At 54.9% G+C, this 16,410-nt stretch carries 14 protein-coding genes, 1 tRNA gene and 1 pseudogene; 10 read left to right on the forward strand and 6 right to left on the reverse strand.

Annotated features, from left to right (window positions below; genetic code table 11):
* Positions 1–81: 81 nt before the first annotated feature.
* The 3 genes from HB664_RS08465 to folD form a co-directional block, all read right to left on the reverse strand.
* The gene (locus HB664_RS08465) at positions 82–1,581 is read right to left on the reverse strand and encodes a PTS transporter subunit EIIC (RefSeq protein WP_029741054.1); all 1,500 of its coding nucleotides are present in this window, start codon (positions 1,579–1,581) and stop codon (positions 82–84) included.
* 234 nt (positions 1,582–1,815) lie between these two features.
* Complete coding sequence (gene ybcJ / locus HB664_RS08470; protein ID WP_023334767.1) at positions 1,816–2,028, reverse strand: ribosome-associated protein YbcJ; 213 nt, start codon at positions 2,026–2,028, stop codon at positions 1,816–1,818.
* A gap of 1 nt (position 2,029) precedes the next feature.
* Positions 2,030–2,896: a bifunctional methylenetetrahydrofolate dehydrogenase/methenyltetrahydrofolate cyclohydrolase FolD gene (folD, locus tag HB664_RS08475; RefSeq protein WP_008499332.1), complete on the reverse strand. Its 867-nt coding sequence runs from the start codon at positions 2,894–2,896 to the stop codon at positions 2,030–2,032.
* 310 nt (positions 2,897–3,206) lie between these two features.
* Between folD and fimA the strand changes: the two genes are divergently transcribed.
* The 6 genes from fimA to sfmF all read left to right on the forward strand — a co-directional run bounded on the left by fimA (position 3,207) and on the right by sfmF (position 9,218).
* Positions 3,207–3,770: a type 1 fimbrial major subunit FimA gene (fimA, locus tag HB664_RS08480; protein WP_023310641.1), complete on the forward strand. Its 564-nt coding sequence runs from the start codon at positions 3,207–3,209 to the stop codon at positions 3,768–3,770.
* Between the two features lie 68 nt (positions 3,771–3,838).
* Positions 3,839–4,384: a type 1 fimbrial protein subunit FimI gene (gene fimI, locus HB664_RS08485; RefSeq protein ID WP_023310642.1), complete on the forward strand. Its 546-nt coding sequence runs from the start codon at positions 3,839–3,841 to the stop codon at positions 4,382–4,384.
* A 34-nt stretch (positions 4,385–4,418) separates the two neighbouring features.
* The gene (gene fimC, locus HB664_RS08490; RefSeq protein WP_032661434.1) at positions 4,419–5,111 is read left to right on the forward strand and encodes a type 1 fimbria chaperone FimC; all 693 of its coding nucleotides are present in this window, start codon (positions 4,419–4,421) and stop codon (positions 5,109–5,111) included.
* Between the two features lie 14 nt (positions 5,112–5,125).
* The gene (locus HB664_RS08495) at positions 5,126–7,687 is read left to right on the forward strand and encodes a fimbrial biogenesis usher protein (protein WP_219940628.1); all 2,562 of its coding nucleotides are present in this window, start codon (positions 5,126–5,128) and stop codon (positions 7,685–7,687) included.
* A complete protein-coding gene (gene fimH / locus HB664_RS08500) occupies positions 7,680–8,687 on the forward strand; it encodes a type 1 fimbria D-mannose specific adhesin FimH (RefSeq protein WP_219940629.1) in 1,008 nt (335 codons plus the stop codon). Before HB664_RS08495 ends, fimH begins: the two co-directional genes overlap by 8 nt.
* 9 nt (positions 8,688–8,696) lie before the next feature.
* Positions 8,697–9,218, forward strand: a complete 522-nt coding sequence (sfmF, locus tag HB664_RS08505; protein ID WP_039263992.1) for a fimbria assembly protein — start codon at positions 8,697–8,699, stop codon at positions 9,216–9,218.
* A gap of 51 nt (positions 9,219–9,269) precedes the next feature.
* On the opposite strand, the pseudogene fimZ reads toward sfmF, so the two are convergent.
* The 3 genes and pseudogenes from fimZ to HB664_RS08520 form a co-directional block, all read right to left on the reverse strand.
* Positions 9,270–9,900: pseudogene (fimZ, locus tag HB664_RS08510) on the reverse strand (fimbria biosynthesis transcriptional regulator FimZ).
* A 799-nt stretch (positions 9,901–10,699) separates the two neighbouring features.
* Complete coding sequence (locus HB664_RS08515) at positions 10,700–11,428, reverse strand: response regulator transcription factor (RefSeq protein WP_033144829.1); 729 nt, start codon at positions 11,426–11,428, stop codon at positions 10,700–10,702.
* A gap of 24 nt (positions 11,429–11,452) precedes the next feature.
* Positions 11,453–12,151 (reverse strand): EAL domain-containing protein, encoded by a 699-nt coding sequence (locus HB664_RS08520; protein WP_182071767.1) that lies wholly within the window; start codon positions 12,149–12,151, stop codon positions 11,453–11,455.
* A 278-nt stretch (positions 12,152–12,429) separates the two neighbouring features.
* Between HB664_RS08520 and HB664_RS08525 the strand changes: the two genes are divergently transcribed.
* From HB664_RS08525 to HB664_RS08540, 4 genes are all read left to right on the forward strand, one after another.
* Positions 12,430–12,506 (forward strand) — tRNA-Arg (locus tag HB664_RS08525).
* A gap of 102 nt (positions 12,507–12,608) precedes the next feature.
* Positions 12,609–13,439, forward strand: a complete 831-nt coding sequence (locus HB664_RS08530; protein ID WP_143347445.1) for a CPBP family intramembrane glutamic endopeptidase — start codon at positions 12,609–12,611, stop codon at positions 13,437–13,439.
* 355 nt (positions 13,440–13,794) lie between these two features.
* Positions 13,795–14,811 (forward strand): iron ABC transporter substrate-binding protein, encoded by a 1,017-nt coding sequence (locus HB664_RS08535; RefSeq protein ID WP_039263996.1) that lies wholly within the window; start codon positions 13,795–13,797, stop codon positions 14,809–14,811.
* 24 nt (positions 14,812–14,835) lie between these two features.
* Positions 14,836–16,410, forward strand: coding sequence for an iron ABC transporter permease (locus HB664_RS08540; protein ID WP_048976680.1), 1,575 nt, complete (start codon positions 14,836–14,838; stop codon positions 16,408–16,410).

Raw genomic sequence — 16,410 nt, forward strand, 5'->3', positions numbered from 1 at the left:
CTCCCTGAAATTCACCGATTATCAGTCAGATACGACAATGCGTCTCCCAGACTACAGGAGACGCGTCGTTCAGGCATCTTATTATTTGCCGATCATGGTGGACATGGTCTGGGCGATAAACTGTGCTCTGGCACCGAATATCACCTGAATACCGTTGTCGCCGACGAAGACCACGCCGCGCGCGCCGAGTCCGTTCAGGCCGTCCTTATCGACCACCTCGCTTTTTGCCACTTCCAGGCGAAGGCGGGTGATACAGGCGCCGACGGAGTCGATGTTGTGCGCCCCGCCCAGCAGGGTGATGATCTCGGTCGCGAGTTCTGAATCAGACTTATCATCCGCGTTGGCGGTCACTTCAGTGCGGCCCGGCGTTTTCACGTCGAAACGACGGATCACAAAGCGGAACGTGAAGTAATAAATCAGACCCATTGGAATGCCGATGATAATCGCATTCAGGAAGTTGGTCTTGTAGCCGTTAAAGGACGGCAGGATCCCGAATGACAGATAGTCGATAAAGCCTGCGGAGAACGACTTGGCGATATGCGCATGCAGTAGATACATGGTCATGTAGGCCAGGCCCGCCATGATGGCGTTAAAGACGTACAGGATCGGCGCCACAAAGATAAAGGTAAACTCGACCGGTTCGGTGATCCCCGTCAGGAAGCAGGTCAGCGCCGCAGAGAACAGAATACCGGCCGCGATTTTCTTATTCTTCGTATGGGCTTCGTGATACATCGCCAGGCACGCGGCGGGCAGCGCGAACAGCATCAGCGGGAATTCGCCCTGCATGAATTTACCGGCATTCTGGTAGGTGTCGCTGCTGAAGGACTTCACTCCTTCTTCCAGCATCTTGAACCAGATGGTCTGGTCGCCGTGGATCACCTGTCCTGCCTGAGTGGTGTAATCCCCGAACGAGTACCAGAAGGACGGATACCAGATGTGGTGCAGGCCGAGCGGGATCAGCGCGCGCTCTACCAGACCGAAGATAAAAGTCGATGCCGCCTGATTATCGCCGTTAACCACTACGGAGAGCGCGTCGATACCGGCCTGGATATGCTGCCATACGTACGGCAGCAGCAGCCCCATCAGGAACGACAGAAACGCCGTTGCAATGGCCACGAAGCGCTTGCCGGAGAAGAAGCCCAGGAACTCCGGCAGCTGCATGGTGTGGAAGCGGTTATAGCACCAGGCCGCGAGAATACCGCAGATCAGGCCGCCGAAGACGCCCATCTGCAGCGTCGGGATGCCGACCACCATGGCGTATTTCCCACCCTGGGAGGCCATTTCCGGCGTGATGCTCAGCACGGTGCTGATGGTGATATTCGTGACAAACACCGACACCGCCGCAGACAGCGCCGCGATGCCGGATTCTGACGCCAGACCCACGGCGGAGCCAATGGCAAACAGCATCGGCAGGTTATCAAAAATAACCCCGCCCGCGTTCATCATCAGCGGCAGATGGAACTTATCGCCGAAGGCCAGCAGCAGGCCCGCAGCGGGAAGCAGTGAAATTGGCAGCATTAAGGCGCGACCAATCATCGATAACTTAGACAGCGATTTAACAAACCCTGATATCAGACTCATGCTGATTTCCCCCGAGTAGCGCTTTTCTGGCGCTGTTATTGTAAGTATAACGTTTTAGTAGAACGTTCTACTTATCGTGGGCAAAGAGTGAAAAACGCGCAACTGAATTCTCACGTTTCAACAGATGAAATAGTGATTATTTGAAGTTGATCGATAAATAACCGCGATAGGTGTGAGGGGATTTTATATCCCCTCTCCCTGTGGGAGAGGGGTAGGGTAAGGGCATAAAACGGCTCAGGCCGTAACGGTTACGCTCTGTCCTTCAAAGCTCACGGTCTGACCCGCGACAATCTTGCAGCGCTTGCGCGTTTCTACCACGCCGTCAACTTTTACCAGCCCGTCGGCGATAACGATTTTCGCCTGCGCGCCGCTTTCGCTCCAGCCTTCCAGCTTCAGCAGGTCGCACAGCTCAACGTGCGGGTGTTTACCTAATGAAAAAGTCGCCATCTTACGCGTCCTCTACGTCGTGATATTCTTCGCACGCCTGCAGCGTATTCTGAATCAGCGTTGCTACGGTCATCGGGCCTACGCCGCCCGGTACGGGGGTAATGTAAGACGCGCGCGCGGCGGCATCTTCGTACACCACGTCGCCGACCACTTTGCCGTTTTCCAGACGGTTAATCCCGACGTCCACGACAATCGCGCCTTCTTTGATCCACTCGCCCGGAATAAAGCCCGGCTTGCCGACCGCGACGATCAGCAGATCGGCGTTCTCGACGTGGTGACGCAGGTTTTTGGTGAAGCGGTGGGTTACGGTGGTGGTGCAGCCCGCCAGCAGCAGCTCCATGCTCATCGGGCGACCCACGATGTTGGACGCACCGATAACCACGGCGTTCAGACCGTAGGTGTCGATGTTATAGCGCTCCAGCAGCGTCACAATGCCGCGCGGCGTGCACGGGCGCAGACGCGGCGCGCGCTGGCACAGGCGGCCAACGTTGTACGGATGGAAACCGTCCACGTCTTTATCCGGCGCGATACGCTCCAGCACCTTCACGTTGTCGATACCCGCCGGCAGCGGCAGCTGAACCAGAATACCGTCGATTTCTTTATCGGCATTCAGGGTGTCAATAAGTTCCAGCAGTTCTGCTTCGCTGGTGGTTTCCGGCAAATCGTAAGAGCGGGAGACGAAGCCCACCTCTTCACACGCTTTGCGCTTGCTGCCGACATAAATCTGCGATGCCGGGTTGCTGCCAACCAGCACAACGGCCAGCCCGGGGGCGCGTTTTCCGGCAGCTTTACGCGCCTTCACTTTTTCCGCGACCTCAGAGCGCACCTGCTGCGCAATCGTTTTACCGTCAATAATCTTTGCTGCCATCAGAGAGAAGATTCCGTCTGTAACGTTTGAAAGGGGGGATGGCGTGTATTTTGTCAGAAGCGAGCGTCGCTGTCAGTCACCCTTTACGCGTTTTTATCAGTGAGACGCAAAAACCCTTCTTAAGGGATGGTCAATTTCTTAGGCGGGATTAGGATGTGACCTGGCGAAATGGCAGCGTTTTGACATATTTAAAAAACGCGTCCTGAGCTACTTTGTCTCCTCCGAAATAAGCTTTCAATTAATCAATTGAACGTATTTCTTATTCCCGATTATTCGCGGGAAGGGTTATTTACATTTTAAAGGAATAGACATGAAACTCAGCAACATTGCTTCTACTGTTATTGCTACTTTGGCCCTGGTTGCAGGTGCCGCAAATGCAGCAGATCCTGCTGCGCCGGTTTCCGTAAATGGCGGTACCGTACATTTTAAAGGTGAGCTGGTTAATGCGGCTTGTTCAGTAAATACTGATTCTTCCGAGCAGACCGTTAATCTGGGTCAGTATCGCACCGCGAAATTTACCAAAGTGGGCGACACCACCTCTAATATTCCATTCAACATTGAACTGAATGATTGCGATCCGCTGGTTGCCAAAACTGCCGCTGTTGCGTTCACCGGTCAGATCGACCCAACCGACAAAACCCTGCTGGCCGTGACTTCCGGTAACAACGACAACACCGCGAAAGGCGTGGGTATCGAAATCCTCGACAGCAAATCCAGCGTTCTGACCCCAGACGGCGCGACCTTCTCTGCTGCGCAGACGCTGATCGAAGGGACCAACACCCTGAAGTTCACCGCACGTTACAAATCAACGGCTGCCACCACTGAGCCAGGCCAGGCAAACGCTGACGCCACCTTCGTAATGAAATACGAGTAATTCCTCCGCACAGGGATGTTCAGGCCTCACGGACGAGGCCCGTCATACGCTAATGCCAGGAACGAAGGATGACAAGGACTGGAACACTACTGCTGTTAACCCTTGCGATGGCTTGCCCGGCATCGGCGCATACCGTGGTGATCGAAGGTGGCAAGGTTCATCTCAGAGGTGAACTGGTAAACGGCGGCTGCGCCGTGGCGCCCGACAGCCAGAATATGCGCATCGACATGGGGCAGTACCGAACCAATTCATTTTCCGGTGTGGGCAGTTTTTCCACGGTTAACGTGCCTTTTACCGTGCGGCTGCTGGACTGCAGCGTTGATGTTTCGCGCACCGTGGGGATCCAGTTTCAGGGCGTGACGCCCGCAGAAGATCCGCAGGTCTTTCTGGCGACCTCGCGGCCGGGTGAAACGCCCGTCAGCAGCGGCGTGGGGCTGGCGCTTTTTGACGAACAGCAGCGTCAGATTATCCCAAATGCCACGGCCGTCAGCTGGCTGCCGATCGATACCCGCGAGCTCGCGTTCCATTTTAGCGCCCGCTATCGGGCTATTTCCGAACACCTCGAGCCAGGCAAAATTCAGTCGGATGTCTGGTTTACGTTGATTTATCCATAACACCTGCGAACACATTATTAAAGGTACGGTTGTGATGAATACCCTAATTAAACCAGGACTTTTTTTATCGTTTATTTTGATGATGGTTTCTGCCTGCGCAAATGCTTCCGGCGGTATTGCGCTGGGGGCCACGCGCGTTATTTATCCCGCAGAGGCGAAGCAAACGTCGCTGGCGATCACCAACAGCAACAAACAGGAACGCTATTTAATTAACGCGTGGATCGAAAATGCGAGCGGGCAAAAAGAAAAAACCTTTGCCGTCACTCCGCCCCTGTTTGTCAGCGAGCCGAACAGTGAAAATACGCTGCGTATTATTTACGCCGGGCCAGCGCTGCCTGCCGATCGCGAATCGCTCTTTTACATGAACGTGAAGGCGATCCCGTCGGTGAATAAAGCGAAAACGGAAAACAATAACGTGCTGCAGCTGGCGATCCTCTCACGCATCAAGCTGTTTGTGCGCCCGAACAACCTGGCGATGCAGCCGGAAGAGGCGCTTTCCCAGCTGCGGTTTGAGCGCGCGGGCAGCCATCTCAAAGTCAGCAACGCTTCCCCGTATTACATCACCCTCGTCAACCTGAAGCTGGGCGGGCAGCAGCTGGATAACCTGATGGTTGCGCCGAAAAGCTCGGCACAGCAGGTGCTGCCAGCCGGTGCTGGCGGTACGCTTTCCTGGCAGAGCGTGAATGACTACGGTGCCATCACTCCGGCGCGTAGCGTCAACCTGTGAGCAGAGTCAGGGCGATGAAAAAGCACCAGAGACGTTACTGCCCGGTTGCACTGGCGCTGATGGCTGCGCTCTGGCCGCAGGCTGGCTGGAGCGAAAGTTATTTCAACCCGGCCTTCTTGTCGGACGACACCGCCAGCGTGGCGGATTTGTCGCGTTTTGAACAAGGACACCAGCAGGCACCCGGCGTTTATCGCGTGGATATCTGGCGTAACGATGAGTTTATCGGTACCCAGGACGTGCGTTTCGAGCAGGCCGAGAACACGCCGCCGGTGGCGGGCGGTTTGTCGGCGTGTATTACGCGCGCGATGCTCGATCGCTTTGGCGTCAACGTCGCGGCGTTTCCCGAGCTGGCTAAGGTGCAGGGCGACACCTGCGTTCCGTTGACCACGGCCATACCCGGCAGCGAAACGGTATTCAATTTTGCCTCTCAGCGTCTGGACGTCAGCCTGCCGCAGGTGGCGTTGCAAAACAGCGCCCGGGGCTACATTCCGCCTGAACAGTGGGATGAAGGCATTCCCGCCGCGCTGGTGAACTACAGCTTCACCGGTAACCGGGGAAGCGAAGACGACAGCTATTATCTGAACCTGCAGAGCGGGTTGAACTATGGCGCCTGGCGTTTACGTAACAACGGCGCATGGCGGTACACGCAGAATAACGGGCAGCGGCACAGCGAGTGGCAGAATATTGGCACCTGGGCGCAGCGCACCGTCATCCCGCTCAAAAGCGAACTGGTGCTGGGCGACAGCAATACCGGGAATGACGTCTTCGACAGCATGGGTTTTCGAGGTGGGCGGCTCTTCTCGTCTGACAGCATGTACCCGGACAGCCTGCAGGGCTACGCGCCGACCGTGCGCGGGATCGCCCGTACGCCAGCCAAAGTGGTGGTTCGCCAGAACGGCTACGTTATCTATCAAAGCTATGTCCAGCCGGGCGCATTTGCGATTACCGATCTTAACCCGACCTCCTCAAGCGGTGACCTGGAAGTCACGGTTGAAGAGAAAGACGGCACCCAGCAGCGCTATACCGTGCCGTACTCCACCGTGCCGCTCCTGCAGCGTGAAGGGCGCTGGAAGTATGACCTCGTCGCGGGGGATTACCGCAGCGGTAACAGCGATCAGGATACGCCGTTCTTCACTCAGGGCACCCTGATTACCGGTCTTGCCAACGGTTACACGCTCTACGGCGGGACGCAGCTGGCGTCACGCTATACCGCGGTGGCCGTCGGGGCCGGGAAAAACCTGGGAGACTGGGGCGCGGTCTCACTCGATATCACCCACGCCCGCAGCCAGCTCGCGGACGACAGCAGGCACGAAGGGCAGTCTCTGCGCTTCCTCTACGCGAAATCCCTTAACGGCTTCGGCACTAACTTCCAGCTGCTGGGCTACCGCTACTCCACAAAAGGGTTTTACACCCTCGACGATGTCGCCTGGCGCTCAATGGAGGGCTATCAGTATGCCGATAGTCAGAACGATAACGATGTGCCGGACGTGCAGAGCTATCACAACCTGACGTGGAATAAAAAAGGCCGCTTCCAGCTCAACGTTTCTCAGTCGCTGGGGGACTACGGCTCGGTCTATATCTCCGGTAGCGAGCAGACCTACTGGGGAACAGACGAGACGAACCTCTGGTACCAGCTGGGCTATGCGGGCGGCGTGAAGGGGATCAACTACTCCGTCTCGTGGTCGTGGAACAAATCCGTGGGGATAGACGGCACCGATCGGATCGCGTCGTTTAACGTCTCCGTGCCGTTCAGCCTCTTTACCCGTCAGGGCTATCGCCGGGACAGCGCGATTGACCGCGCCTACGCTACGGCATCCGCCAGTCGAAACAGCGACGGCGACACAAGCTGGCAAACCGGCGTCAGCGGAACGCTGCTGGAGGATCGCAACCTGAACTACAGCGTGACCCAGGGACACGCCAGCACCAACGGCGCAAGCGGAAGCGCCAGCGCCAACTGGCAGGCGACCTACGGCACGCTGGGCGTTGGCTACAACTATTCCCGCGACCAGCACGATCTCAACTGGCAGCTCTCCGGCGGGGTGGTCGGCCACGCCGACGGCGTGACCTTCAGCCAGCCGCTGGGCGACACCAACGTGCTGATCAAAGCGCCGGGAGCATCGGGCGTCAGTATTGAAAACCAGACCGGCGTGAAAACCGACTGGCGAGGCTACGCGGTGATGCCGTATGCCACCGTCTATCGCTACAACCGCGTGGCGCTGGATACCAACACCATGAGCAATAACACCGATATCGAAAACAACGTGAGCAGCGTGGTGCCGACCAAAGGCGCGCTGGTGCGCGCCAGCTTTGAGACCCGCATTGGCGTGCGCGCCCTGCTGACGGTAACGCGCGGTAACCAGCCGGTGCCGTTCGGCGCGGTGGTGCGTGAGACCAAAAGCGGCGTGACCAGCATGGTGGGGGATGACGGGCAAATTTACCTGAGTGGGCTGCCGCTGGAGGGAGAACTGCTGATCCAGTGGGGCGACGGGGCGCAGTCCCAGTGTCGCGCACCTTACAGCTTGTCTGAACAGAGCCTGCAACAGGCAATCACACTTAAGGGGATCGGCTGTGACTAAAACTCAACTCTTTGCCTTGTCGCTGCTGGCGCTACTGCCCGCGACAAACGCATTAGCGACCGTGTGCGTCAATGAAAAAGGCGTGCCGACGGAAGTGCATTACGACTTGACGGATAAATTCAACAGCTCGAATAACCAGATTGGGCAGGTCGTGACGCTCAGCGAGAAATCGCAGTGGGTAGGGGTGAATGCCGTCTGCCCGAAGGGCACGACCGGGAATACCACCAAGCGCAGCTATGTGACCGACTACCCGGTAACGGGAACGAGCGATGGCTATCAATATCTGAAGCTTAACGACTATCTGGACGGGGCGATGAAAATTACGGACAGCTATGCTGGCGTGTTTTACCCGCCAAAAAGCTATATCCAGATGGGGAGCCATCCTAACGTCTCCAAAAACAAACCGTTTGGCGTTCAGGACTCCAGCCTGGTCTTCCGTCTTAAGGTGACCCGGCGTTTTATCAACATGGTGGTGATCCCGCGTGCCACCATGTTCCGCGTTTACGTCACCACTACCTCTTCCGATCCGTTAACCACGCCGGTCTATACCATCAGCTACAGCGGAACCATTCAGGTGCCGCAAAGCTGCGCCATCAATGCCGGTAACGTGGTGGAGTTTGATTTCGGCGACATTGGCGCCTCCTTGTTCAGCAAGGCGGGCGTGGGTAACAAGCCGGAGGGGGTCTCATCGCAAAGCAAAACCATCGCCATCAAATGCACCAACGTGGAGGCGAACGCCATGCTGACGATGCGGGTCGAGGCGGAAAAGGTCTCTGATAATGTACTGGTGTCGGATAACCCGGATGTGGGGTTCATCATTGCCAACGAGAGCGGGGCGCCGCTGACGCCCAACAACCTGACGAGCAAAATTCCGTTCCGCCTCGACGACAGCGCGCAGGCGCAGGTGGGGATCCGGGTCTGGCCGGTGAGCGTGACGGGCAATAAGCCAGCGGAAGGGCGCTTCACCTCGCGCGGGTATTTGCGCGTGGATTACGACTAAGGAGCCGATATGCGAAACAGGATCCGTTTTCTCACCGTAGCGCTCTTTGCGCTTTGCACGCAGGCTCAGGCGGACACCGCGTTGGGCGAGATTAACATTCGGCTCTACGGCAATATCGTCGATTTTACCTGCGTTGCCGAGGGCAGCGACAGCGACAAGGCCGTCCCGCTGGGCACCTGGCCCACGAAACAGCTCAGCACCACCGGGAGCCGCACGCAGCCGATGCCGTTTACGCTGAAGCTGACCGGCTGCCCGCCGGGCGCGGCGTCCATTACGTTTTCGGGTAAAGCCGACGGAAGCAATAGCGGCCTGCTGGCGCTGAATGACGCCAGTACTGCAAGCCATGTCGCCGTTGAGATCAGGGATGCGGATAAAACGCGGCTGGCGCTTCAGCAGGCCAGCCAGCCGGTCTCGGTTGATGCGCAGGGAAATGCGATTCTGTCATTTTATGCCAATTATATTGCCACTGCCGATAACCCTCAGCCCGGACGGGCTGATGCGGATGCCACCTTCATGATTAATTATAATTAGCACTGACCGCACTCCCTGCAGCTCAGATAAGCTGCAGGGAGTGAATTCAGGTTATAGCAGCTCGTGGGCTTTAGCGTAATCAATTAATTCCACGATGCTTTGCACACCCAGCTTGGAATAAATATTGGATTTATGCGCGCTAATGGTCTTGTTGCTTAATAGTAGCTGTTCAGCAATTTCCTTGTTGGATAATCCATTCGCCAGATACCGTAATACCGTGACCTCGCGATTCGATAATGGCATATCTACTGCCATCCCTTTCCCTGAACCCAGGTGGTTTATAAAGTTCAACGTCTCTGACGGGAAAAAGGAATAGCCCATCAGAATCATTTCTACGGCGTTGTAGATCTCACCCAAATCTTTTCGTTTACTGACGAAGCCATTTGCCCCGGCGCGAATGGCGCGACCTGCGTAAAACAACTCTGATTTAGACGAGAGGAACAGAACCTTAATGTTTTTGTTTAAATTCCTGATTCTCTTCACTAGAGAAGGCATCCGTGCCCGTGAGTTCAATGTCAAGGATCACCAGATCGATAGGGTGATTGCGGATACAGTCAAGGACTTCATGGCTATCGCCAGACTTGAGCTTGACTGTGATATTCTTATTTTTCTGTAGCAGGACTTCTATCGACATTCTGACGATAGGATGTTCGTCCATAATGATAACGGATGCCGGTTTCATTTTTAATGCCTCAGATTGTTAAAAGCGTTATGCAGAGTTTGGTAAAACTCTCGAAATGCCGGAAGGATATAATGTGCAGATCCCTATACCGTAGTATTTCCCTGGAAAGAGCGAAAGCATCCTTGTTTACGTAATGAAAAGAACTATGCCTCAGCGCGGTCATCTCATTAGGCTGGTGTTGGCAAAAAGGTTTTTCTTATTCATATTTGATACGCATCTTATTATACAGGGTAAGTTTTTTCCGAAAACCCTGTAAATTAATATGAGGGTATTGGTTTGTATTATCTTCTGGATCTGAATCGCTATTTTTTTAAATTTAGCGGAAATATCCTGTTATCTCATTTACCGCATTTTTTCATCTTTATGTAATAACAAAAAATAACAGATATCTCTGTATGTTGATTAATTGTTAACAAAAATACGCCTCTTTAAAGGGACGAACCCGCAAAAGTGAGGTTAAAAATTGCCCTCGCAGGCCGTCTGACCTTCATCTGAAAGTGCTTACGCCGATCCGGATAACGGCGTCTGGTGCACAGGAGAACGTGCTGCCCGCTTCGCTTTTTACTCCTGGCAGTTGTCGCTAAGCTGCTTGTTTTTACATCATTATCATCTTGTTAACGCCTTCTGCATTCGCTTAACGGATGGAGGAAAGTGCTGCCGTTCCGCTAATCTGTGGCATTTCACAAGGTTCGCGCCCATAAATTAGGAATAGTTATAAATTCGATTATATTGTTAAAAATTAACATTTTCGCAACGCAAGTGGTAAGTAAATTCTTAAACCGCTTTAGGAAATAAGGGGTTAGGACGTGAGTGAAAACGTGCAGTCTGAGAGGTTATTAAGAAGATGCAGCAATTCCTGGCGATGGCTTAGCCCCAGCTTCAGCAGGATGCAGCTGAGACGATAGATAATGCGGCTATAGGGGCGATTCTGCATAAGGGCAATCTGACGCAATGTCTTGCCCCGGGAAAGCTCCTGCAGAATGGGCCATTCGTTGCGCGAGAACCAGTCTTTCTCGGTACCCGGCGGAGGGAGGGGATCCTGCAGGCTGTGCTGGAGCGCGGCGGCGTTCAGCTGACGTTCGAGCACATGAAAGGGACCTGCCGCTTTGCAGAAGAGGCGGGTGTCGTAATTATCGGCCCGGACCAACAGCCAGGGCGTCAGGAACGGAGAAAACAGGCTATGCCGTCTCAACTGATCCAGTTTCTCCAGAAGCCCCGTGGATCGGCTTTCAATATCCACGACCAGACGGGCTGAGGGCCACTGCGTCTGAGCGATAAGGGCGTCGTCCAGCGTGGCGTAGTCGCAGCAGCTGCTCAGGGGAAACTGCCCGTGGAGAAAACCGGTGCGCAGGTAGTGATCCTCCGTCACCAGAAGGATAAACGGGGCGTCGGTTTTGCGGGGCTGGCTGATGGACTGGCTCAAAAATTCGAGCCGGTCGAAAAAGGGGGGAGCAAAAGGTGAGCGCGTAAATCCCAGTGCATCACTTCCTGTACGCCGCCGCCGGTAACGGCGCACTGTCATTCGCATGGTCTCCCTCCTGGAAATGGCTTTTTAATCCTCCGGCCATGTCCAGGACGGCCAGTAATATCCCTGACCGAGGTCTGCGCCTGCCTGCAGTGCCCAGGTACGATCGCGTTCAGTCTCAATACCTTCAATAAGCACTTTCCCGGCAAGCTGAAAGCAAAGGGAAACCAGTTGCCTCAGCGCAGGGGTGTCGCGTAAACGCCAGAATGCTTCCTTATCTATTTTGATGCCGCTTAACGGGAGTCGGCAGGATAAAAACGACTGCACTGTGACGTCATCCACGTCATCAAGCCAGATTGCGTGTCCCTGTCTGCAAAGTTGCCGCAAATTTTGAACGACATGCTGCTTCTCTACGAGGGAAAGCGCCAAAAAGGACGCGAGGTCGACAATCTCAATATTGAGCGGCACGCCTGGCAACCGGATAAGTCGCTGAAAAGACGCGGGCTCTGTCAGGACGGTTATCGGCAGATTAATAAAAAGATTATGACCGTGCGGCGTATTTTTTAACGCGGCAAGCTGCGCTTCAAGCAGCGTTATCGACCACTCTGCGGAGCGATCGCAAAAAAAGTTCTCGCTGTCCCGCGTGTCGGACAGAACGCTAAGGACCTCCACGCCAACCTGGCGCAAGGAGGAAAGGGCGACGATGGGCTCAAGCTTAATGCCGACGATGTCCTGAGAAATGTACTGTAACCGGGGGGGCGTATCGATCAGGTTTTGCGCTGTCACTCCATTGTCCTGTTGTCTGTCAGCCTCCAGGCGGCCGGGATACCTGACTCTAGTGTGACGAGCTGACGGTCAGGAAAACAGCAGGCGTTACTTAAATGCAACTAAGCCTTTTCGCAGCGCTAAATTTTACGGTGAAACAGGACGAAATGTTGAGAAAATAGCCGTATTTACAATCGGCTAGCGGTAATTGGCCCTGAAAACGGAAAAGGCATTGACTCACCTGCCATTGACCGTATAATTCTTCGCGTTTCACCACCGCGAAGTACACGCATATCAGTGCGCCCTTAGCTCAGTTGGATAGAGCAACGGCCTTCTAAGCCGTAGGTCGTAGGTTCGAATCCTACAGGGCGTGCCATTTCATTTCATAGAGTTACGCCTCTTTCACATCCTCCTGATTTCCGTTGTGGGACATATTTGGGACATCGCCCCTAAAATTTACCGGTCAAGAAGGACATTTATGTGGTATCTACTCGCAACTTCGCTTGCCGCACTCTCCCTTAATAAAAGCCTGGCTTACCTGATGCTGGGATTAACGGCATTTCTGGGCTGGAAACAGGGCATTCTTGACGCCCCGGCGCTGCTGGTTATTGCATCAATCGTTGTTGGCTGGTCTGTTGTTGAATGGCTACGTAATAAAAATAATAAATATACATATCTGGTCGAAGGCCTGTGCGTGGCCATCGCCGTTGCCCTGGTTTTGCATCTGATCCCGGGTTTTCATAACCCCAAAGTGCTGGATGCTGTCGTCGTAGGTCCGCAAAGCATACCGTTCAGTATGTACTTTAATATGGACAAGGCAGTGGTGCCGTTCTTTTTAATTACGTGCATGCCAACGTTATTCGTCGCAAAACCCCTCTATAAAGCGGGCAAGGTCGGCTGGGGAATATTGGTTCTTGCGATACCCGCGCTGTTACTTCTGGCTGTTGCGTTGGGCGGACTTAGAATTGAGCCGCATGCGCCAGAATGGTTCGCTCAATTTGCCCTTGCGAATATTTTTTTCGTCTCTTTGGCTGAGGAAGCCTTGTTCAGAGGCTACCTGCAGCAACGCTTGTCCCGGATTATTCATCCTGTTGTCGCGCTGTTGATTGCCTCAGTCATCTTTGGACTGATGCATTATAGCGGCGGTTTACTACTGATTATTTTTGCCAGCCTCTCCGGCATTATTTACGGCCTGGCGTGGATGTGGAGCGGCAGGCTCTGGGTTGCAACGTTATTCCATTTTGGGCTGAACTGCGTGCATTTATTGTTCTTCACCTATCCTATGTATGCCCCTCATGCGGTTATGTGATGCTTTTTAAATTAGTCGCCTTATAAATTTAGCGACCTCCGGATAAGCATAAAAAGCCCCGCAAGATCGGGGCTTTTATATCTGCCGGGCGCATGAATAACAGATTTACCTTCGCGTCATAATGAATAGAAGGCTAATGAATTTCACTGTAGGCAGGCTTAAGGTTTTCTTAATCTAAAAATTATCTCTCATTAAAATTTGGATTTTTATCATTCTAAAATCTGCTAAAAAGAAATTTTACACTTTTACGACTAAACTCGATTGATACTAATTATCATTAGCGTTGTTGTATGCTTTAATCCTGTCCCACAAAGCTATGAGTCGTTAATCCCGTTGGTCTATAAAGGATATGTTCATGAATTCTCGCCTGCTGTCCTGCTTCTCGCTTGCCTTGTTGTCTTCATCCCTTTTCCTTTCCACACAAGCGGTTGCCGCTGATAACAACGAAGGTATCGTTGTTTATAACGCGCAGCACGAAAACCTGGTGAAGTCGTGGGTTGACGGTTTTACCAAAGAAACCGGCATTAAAGTCACTCTGCGTAATGGCGATGACAGCGAGCTGGGTAACCAGCTGGTTCAGGAAGGCAGCGCGTCACCGGCAGACGTGTTCCTGACGGAGAACTCGCCTTCAATGGTGCTGGTGGATAACGCCAACCTGTTTGCGCCATTGGATGCAGACACCCTGAAGCAGGTACCGGCAGAATATCGTCCGGCGCACGGCCGCTGGATTGGCATCGCGGCGCGCAGCACGGTGTTTGTGTATAACCCGGAAAAGCTGAATGAAAAGCAGCTGCCTGAATCGCTGATGGATCTGGCAAAACCCGAGTGGAAAGGCCGCTGGGCGGCATCACCGTCAGGCGCGGATTTCCAGGCCATCGTGAGCGCGATGCTGGCGCTGAAAGGCGAAAAGGCCACGCTGGAATGGCTCAAGGCGATGAAAGCCAATTTCGTTGCCTATAAAGGCAACAGCACCGTGATGAAAGCGGTCAATGCCGGTCAGATTGATGGTGGCGTGATTTATCACTACTACCGTTTTGTCGATCAGTCCAAAACCGGTGAAAACAGCAAAAACACCCAGCTTTACTACTTCAAACACCAGGATCCGGGCGCGTTCGTGAGCCTCTCTGGCGGCGGCGTGCTGGCGTCCAGCAAACACAAAGCGCAGGCGCAGGCCTTCATCAAATACATTACCGGTAAAGAAGGCCAGGAAAGCCTGCGGACCAACAACGCCTTTGAATATGCCGTGGGCGTGAACGCGGCCTCAAACCCGAAACTGGTCCCGCTGAAAGATCTTGATGCGCCGAAAGTTGAACCTTCAACGCTCAACAGTAAAAAAGTTATCGAGCTGATGACGCAAGCCGGCCTGCTGTGATCCTGAGAGTGAAGTGAACGTCTTATGTCTGGTCTGAGTCTCGACATCGGAAAAAACAGAGTGCAGGAGCCTGCCCGCAGGCGTCCTGCACTGCCGATGGTTGCGTTAGCTGTGTTGTTTTCATTAATGGCGCTTCTGCCTTTGGGTTTTATCATTGCCATTGGCATTGAGACCGGCTGGGAAACCATTAAGGCGCTGGTGTTTCGCCCGCGTGTTGCTGAGCTGCTCAGCAACACGCTGTGGCTGACGGCTTTAGCGGTTCCGCTGTGTATCGTGACGGGCGTGGCAATCGCCTGGCTCACGGAGCGCACGCAGCTTGCCGGGCGAGGGATCTGGTCCGCACTGGCGGTCGCCCCGCTGGCGATCCCCGCGTTTGTGCAAAGCTACGCCTGGGTGAGCGCTGTCCCGTCCATGCACGGGCTCTCCGCGGGCGTGTTCCTCTCGGTTCTTGCCTACTATCCGTTTATCTATATGCCGGTTGCGGCGGTGCTGCGTCGCCTTGACCCGACGCTTGAAGATGTCGCCGCTTCGCTGGGTACGCCGCCGTGGCGGGTCTTTTTCCGCGTGGTGCTGCCCCAGCTTAAGCTCGCTATCTGCGGCGGCGCGCTGCTGGTGGCGCTGCACCTGCTGGCGGAATATGGCCTGTACGTGATGATCCGCTTTGATACCTTCACCACGGCAATTTATGACCAGTTCCAGTCTACCTTCAGCGGCCCGGCGGCGAACATGCTGGCGGGCGTGCTGGCCTTGTGCTGTCTGGCTATATTAATGCTGGAGGGCGTGACGCGCGGAAAAGCACGCTACGCGCGCATTGGCGCCGGGGCCGCGCGCGAGCAGAAACGCTGGCCGCTGAAGCCTGCGGCCGCCGCGCTGGGCCAGCTGTTTTTCATCGTGCTGATCGTGCTGGCGCTGGGCGTGCCGTTAATTGTCCTGTGTCGCTGGATTTGGCTCGGCGGCGTGCAAAACTGGATGAGTGCCGATCTCTGGCACTCCCTGCGCCAGACGCTGATGCTCGGCGTGGGCGGCGCGCTTCTGACGACGGCGTGCGTGATCCCCATCGCGTGGCTCGGTATCCGCTATCCGCACCGCATCTTCCGGATGCTGGAAGGGTGCATCTATATCACCAGCTCGCTGCCGGGCATCGTCACGGCGCTGGCGCTGGTCACCGTCACCATTCACTACGCCCGTCCCATTTACCAGACGGAAATTACCCTGTTCCTTGCCTACCTGCTGATGTTTATGCCCCGTGCGCTCATCAACCTGCGGGCGGGGATTGCGCAGGCGCCGGTCGAACTGGAGAACGTGGCGCGCAGCCTGGGCAGCACGCCCGCGAAGGCGCTCTGGAGCGTCACGATGCGGCTGGCCGCGCCGGGTGCGGCGGCGGGGGCCGCGCTGGTTTTCCTCGGCGTCAGCAACGAGTTGACCGCCACGCTGCTGCTCTCTCCGCTGGGCACGCGCACGCTCTCCACCGGATTCTGGGCGCTGACCAGTGAAATTGACTATGTGGCCGCCGCGCCTTACGCGATGCTGATGATCCTGATTTCACTCCCGCTGACCGCCATTCTCTATATGCAGTCGAAAAAAATTGCAGGGCTATGA

Source organism: Enterobacter sp. DNB-S2, assembly GCF_019443845.1.
In the GTDB taxonomy this organism is placed as follows: domain Bacteria; phylum Pseudomonadota; class Gammaproteobacteria; order Enterobacterales; family Enterobacteriaceae; genus Enterobacter; species Enterobacter asburiae_B.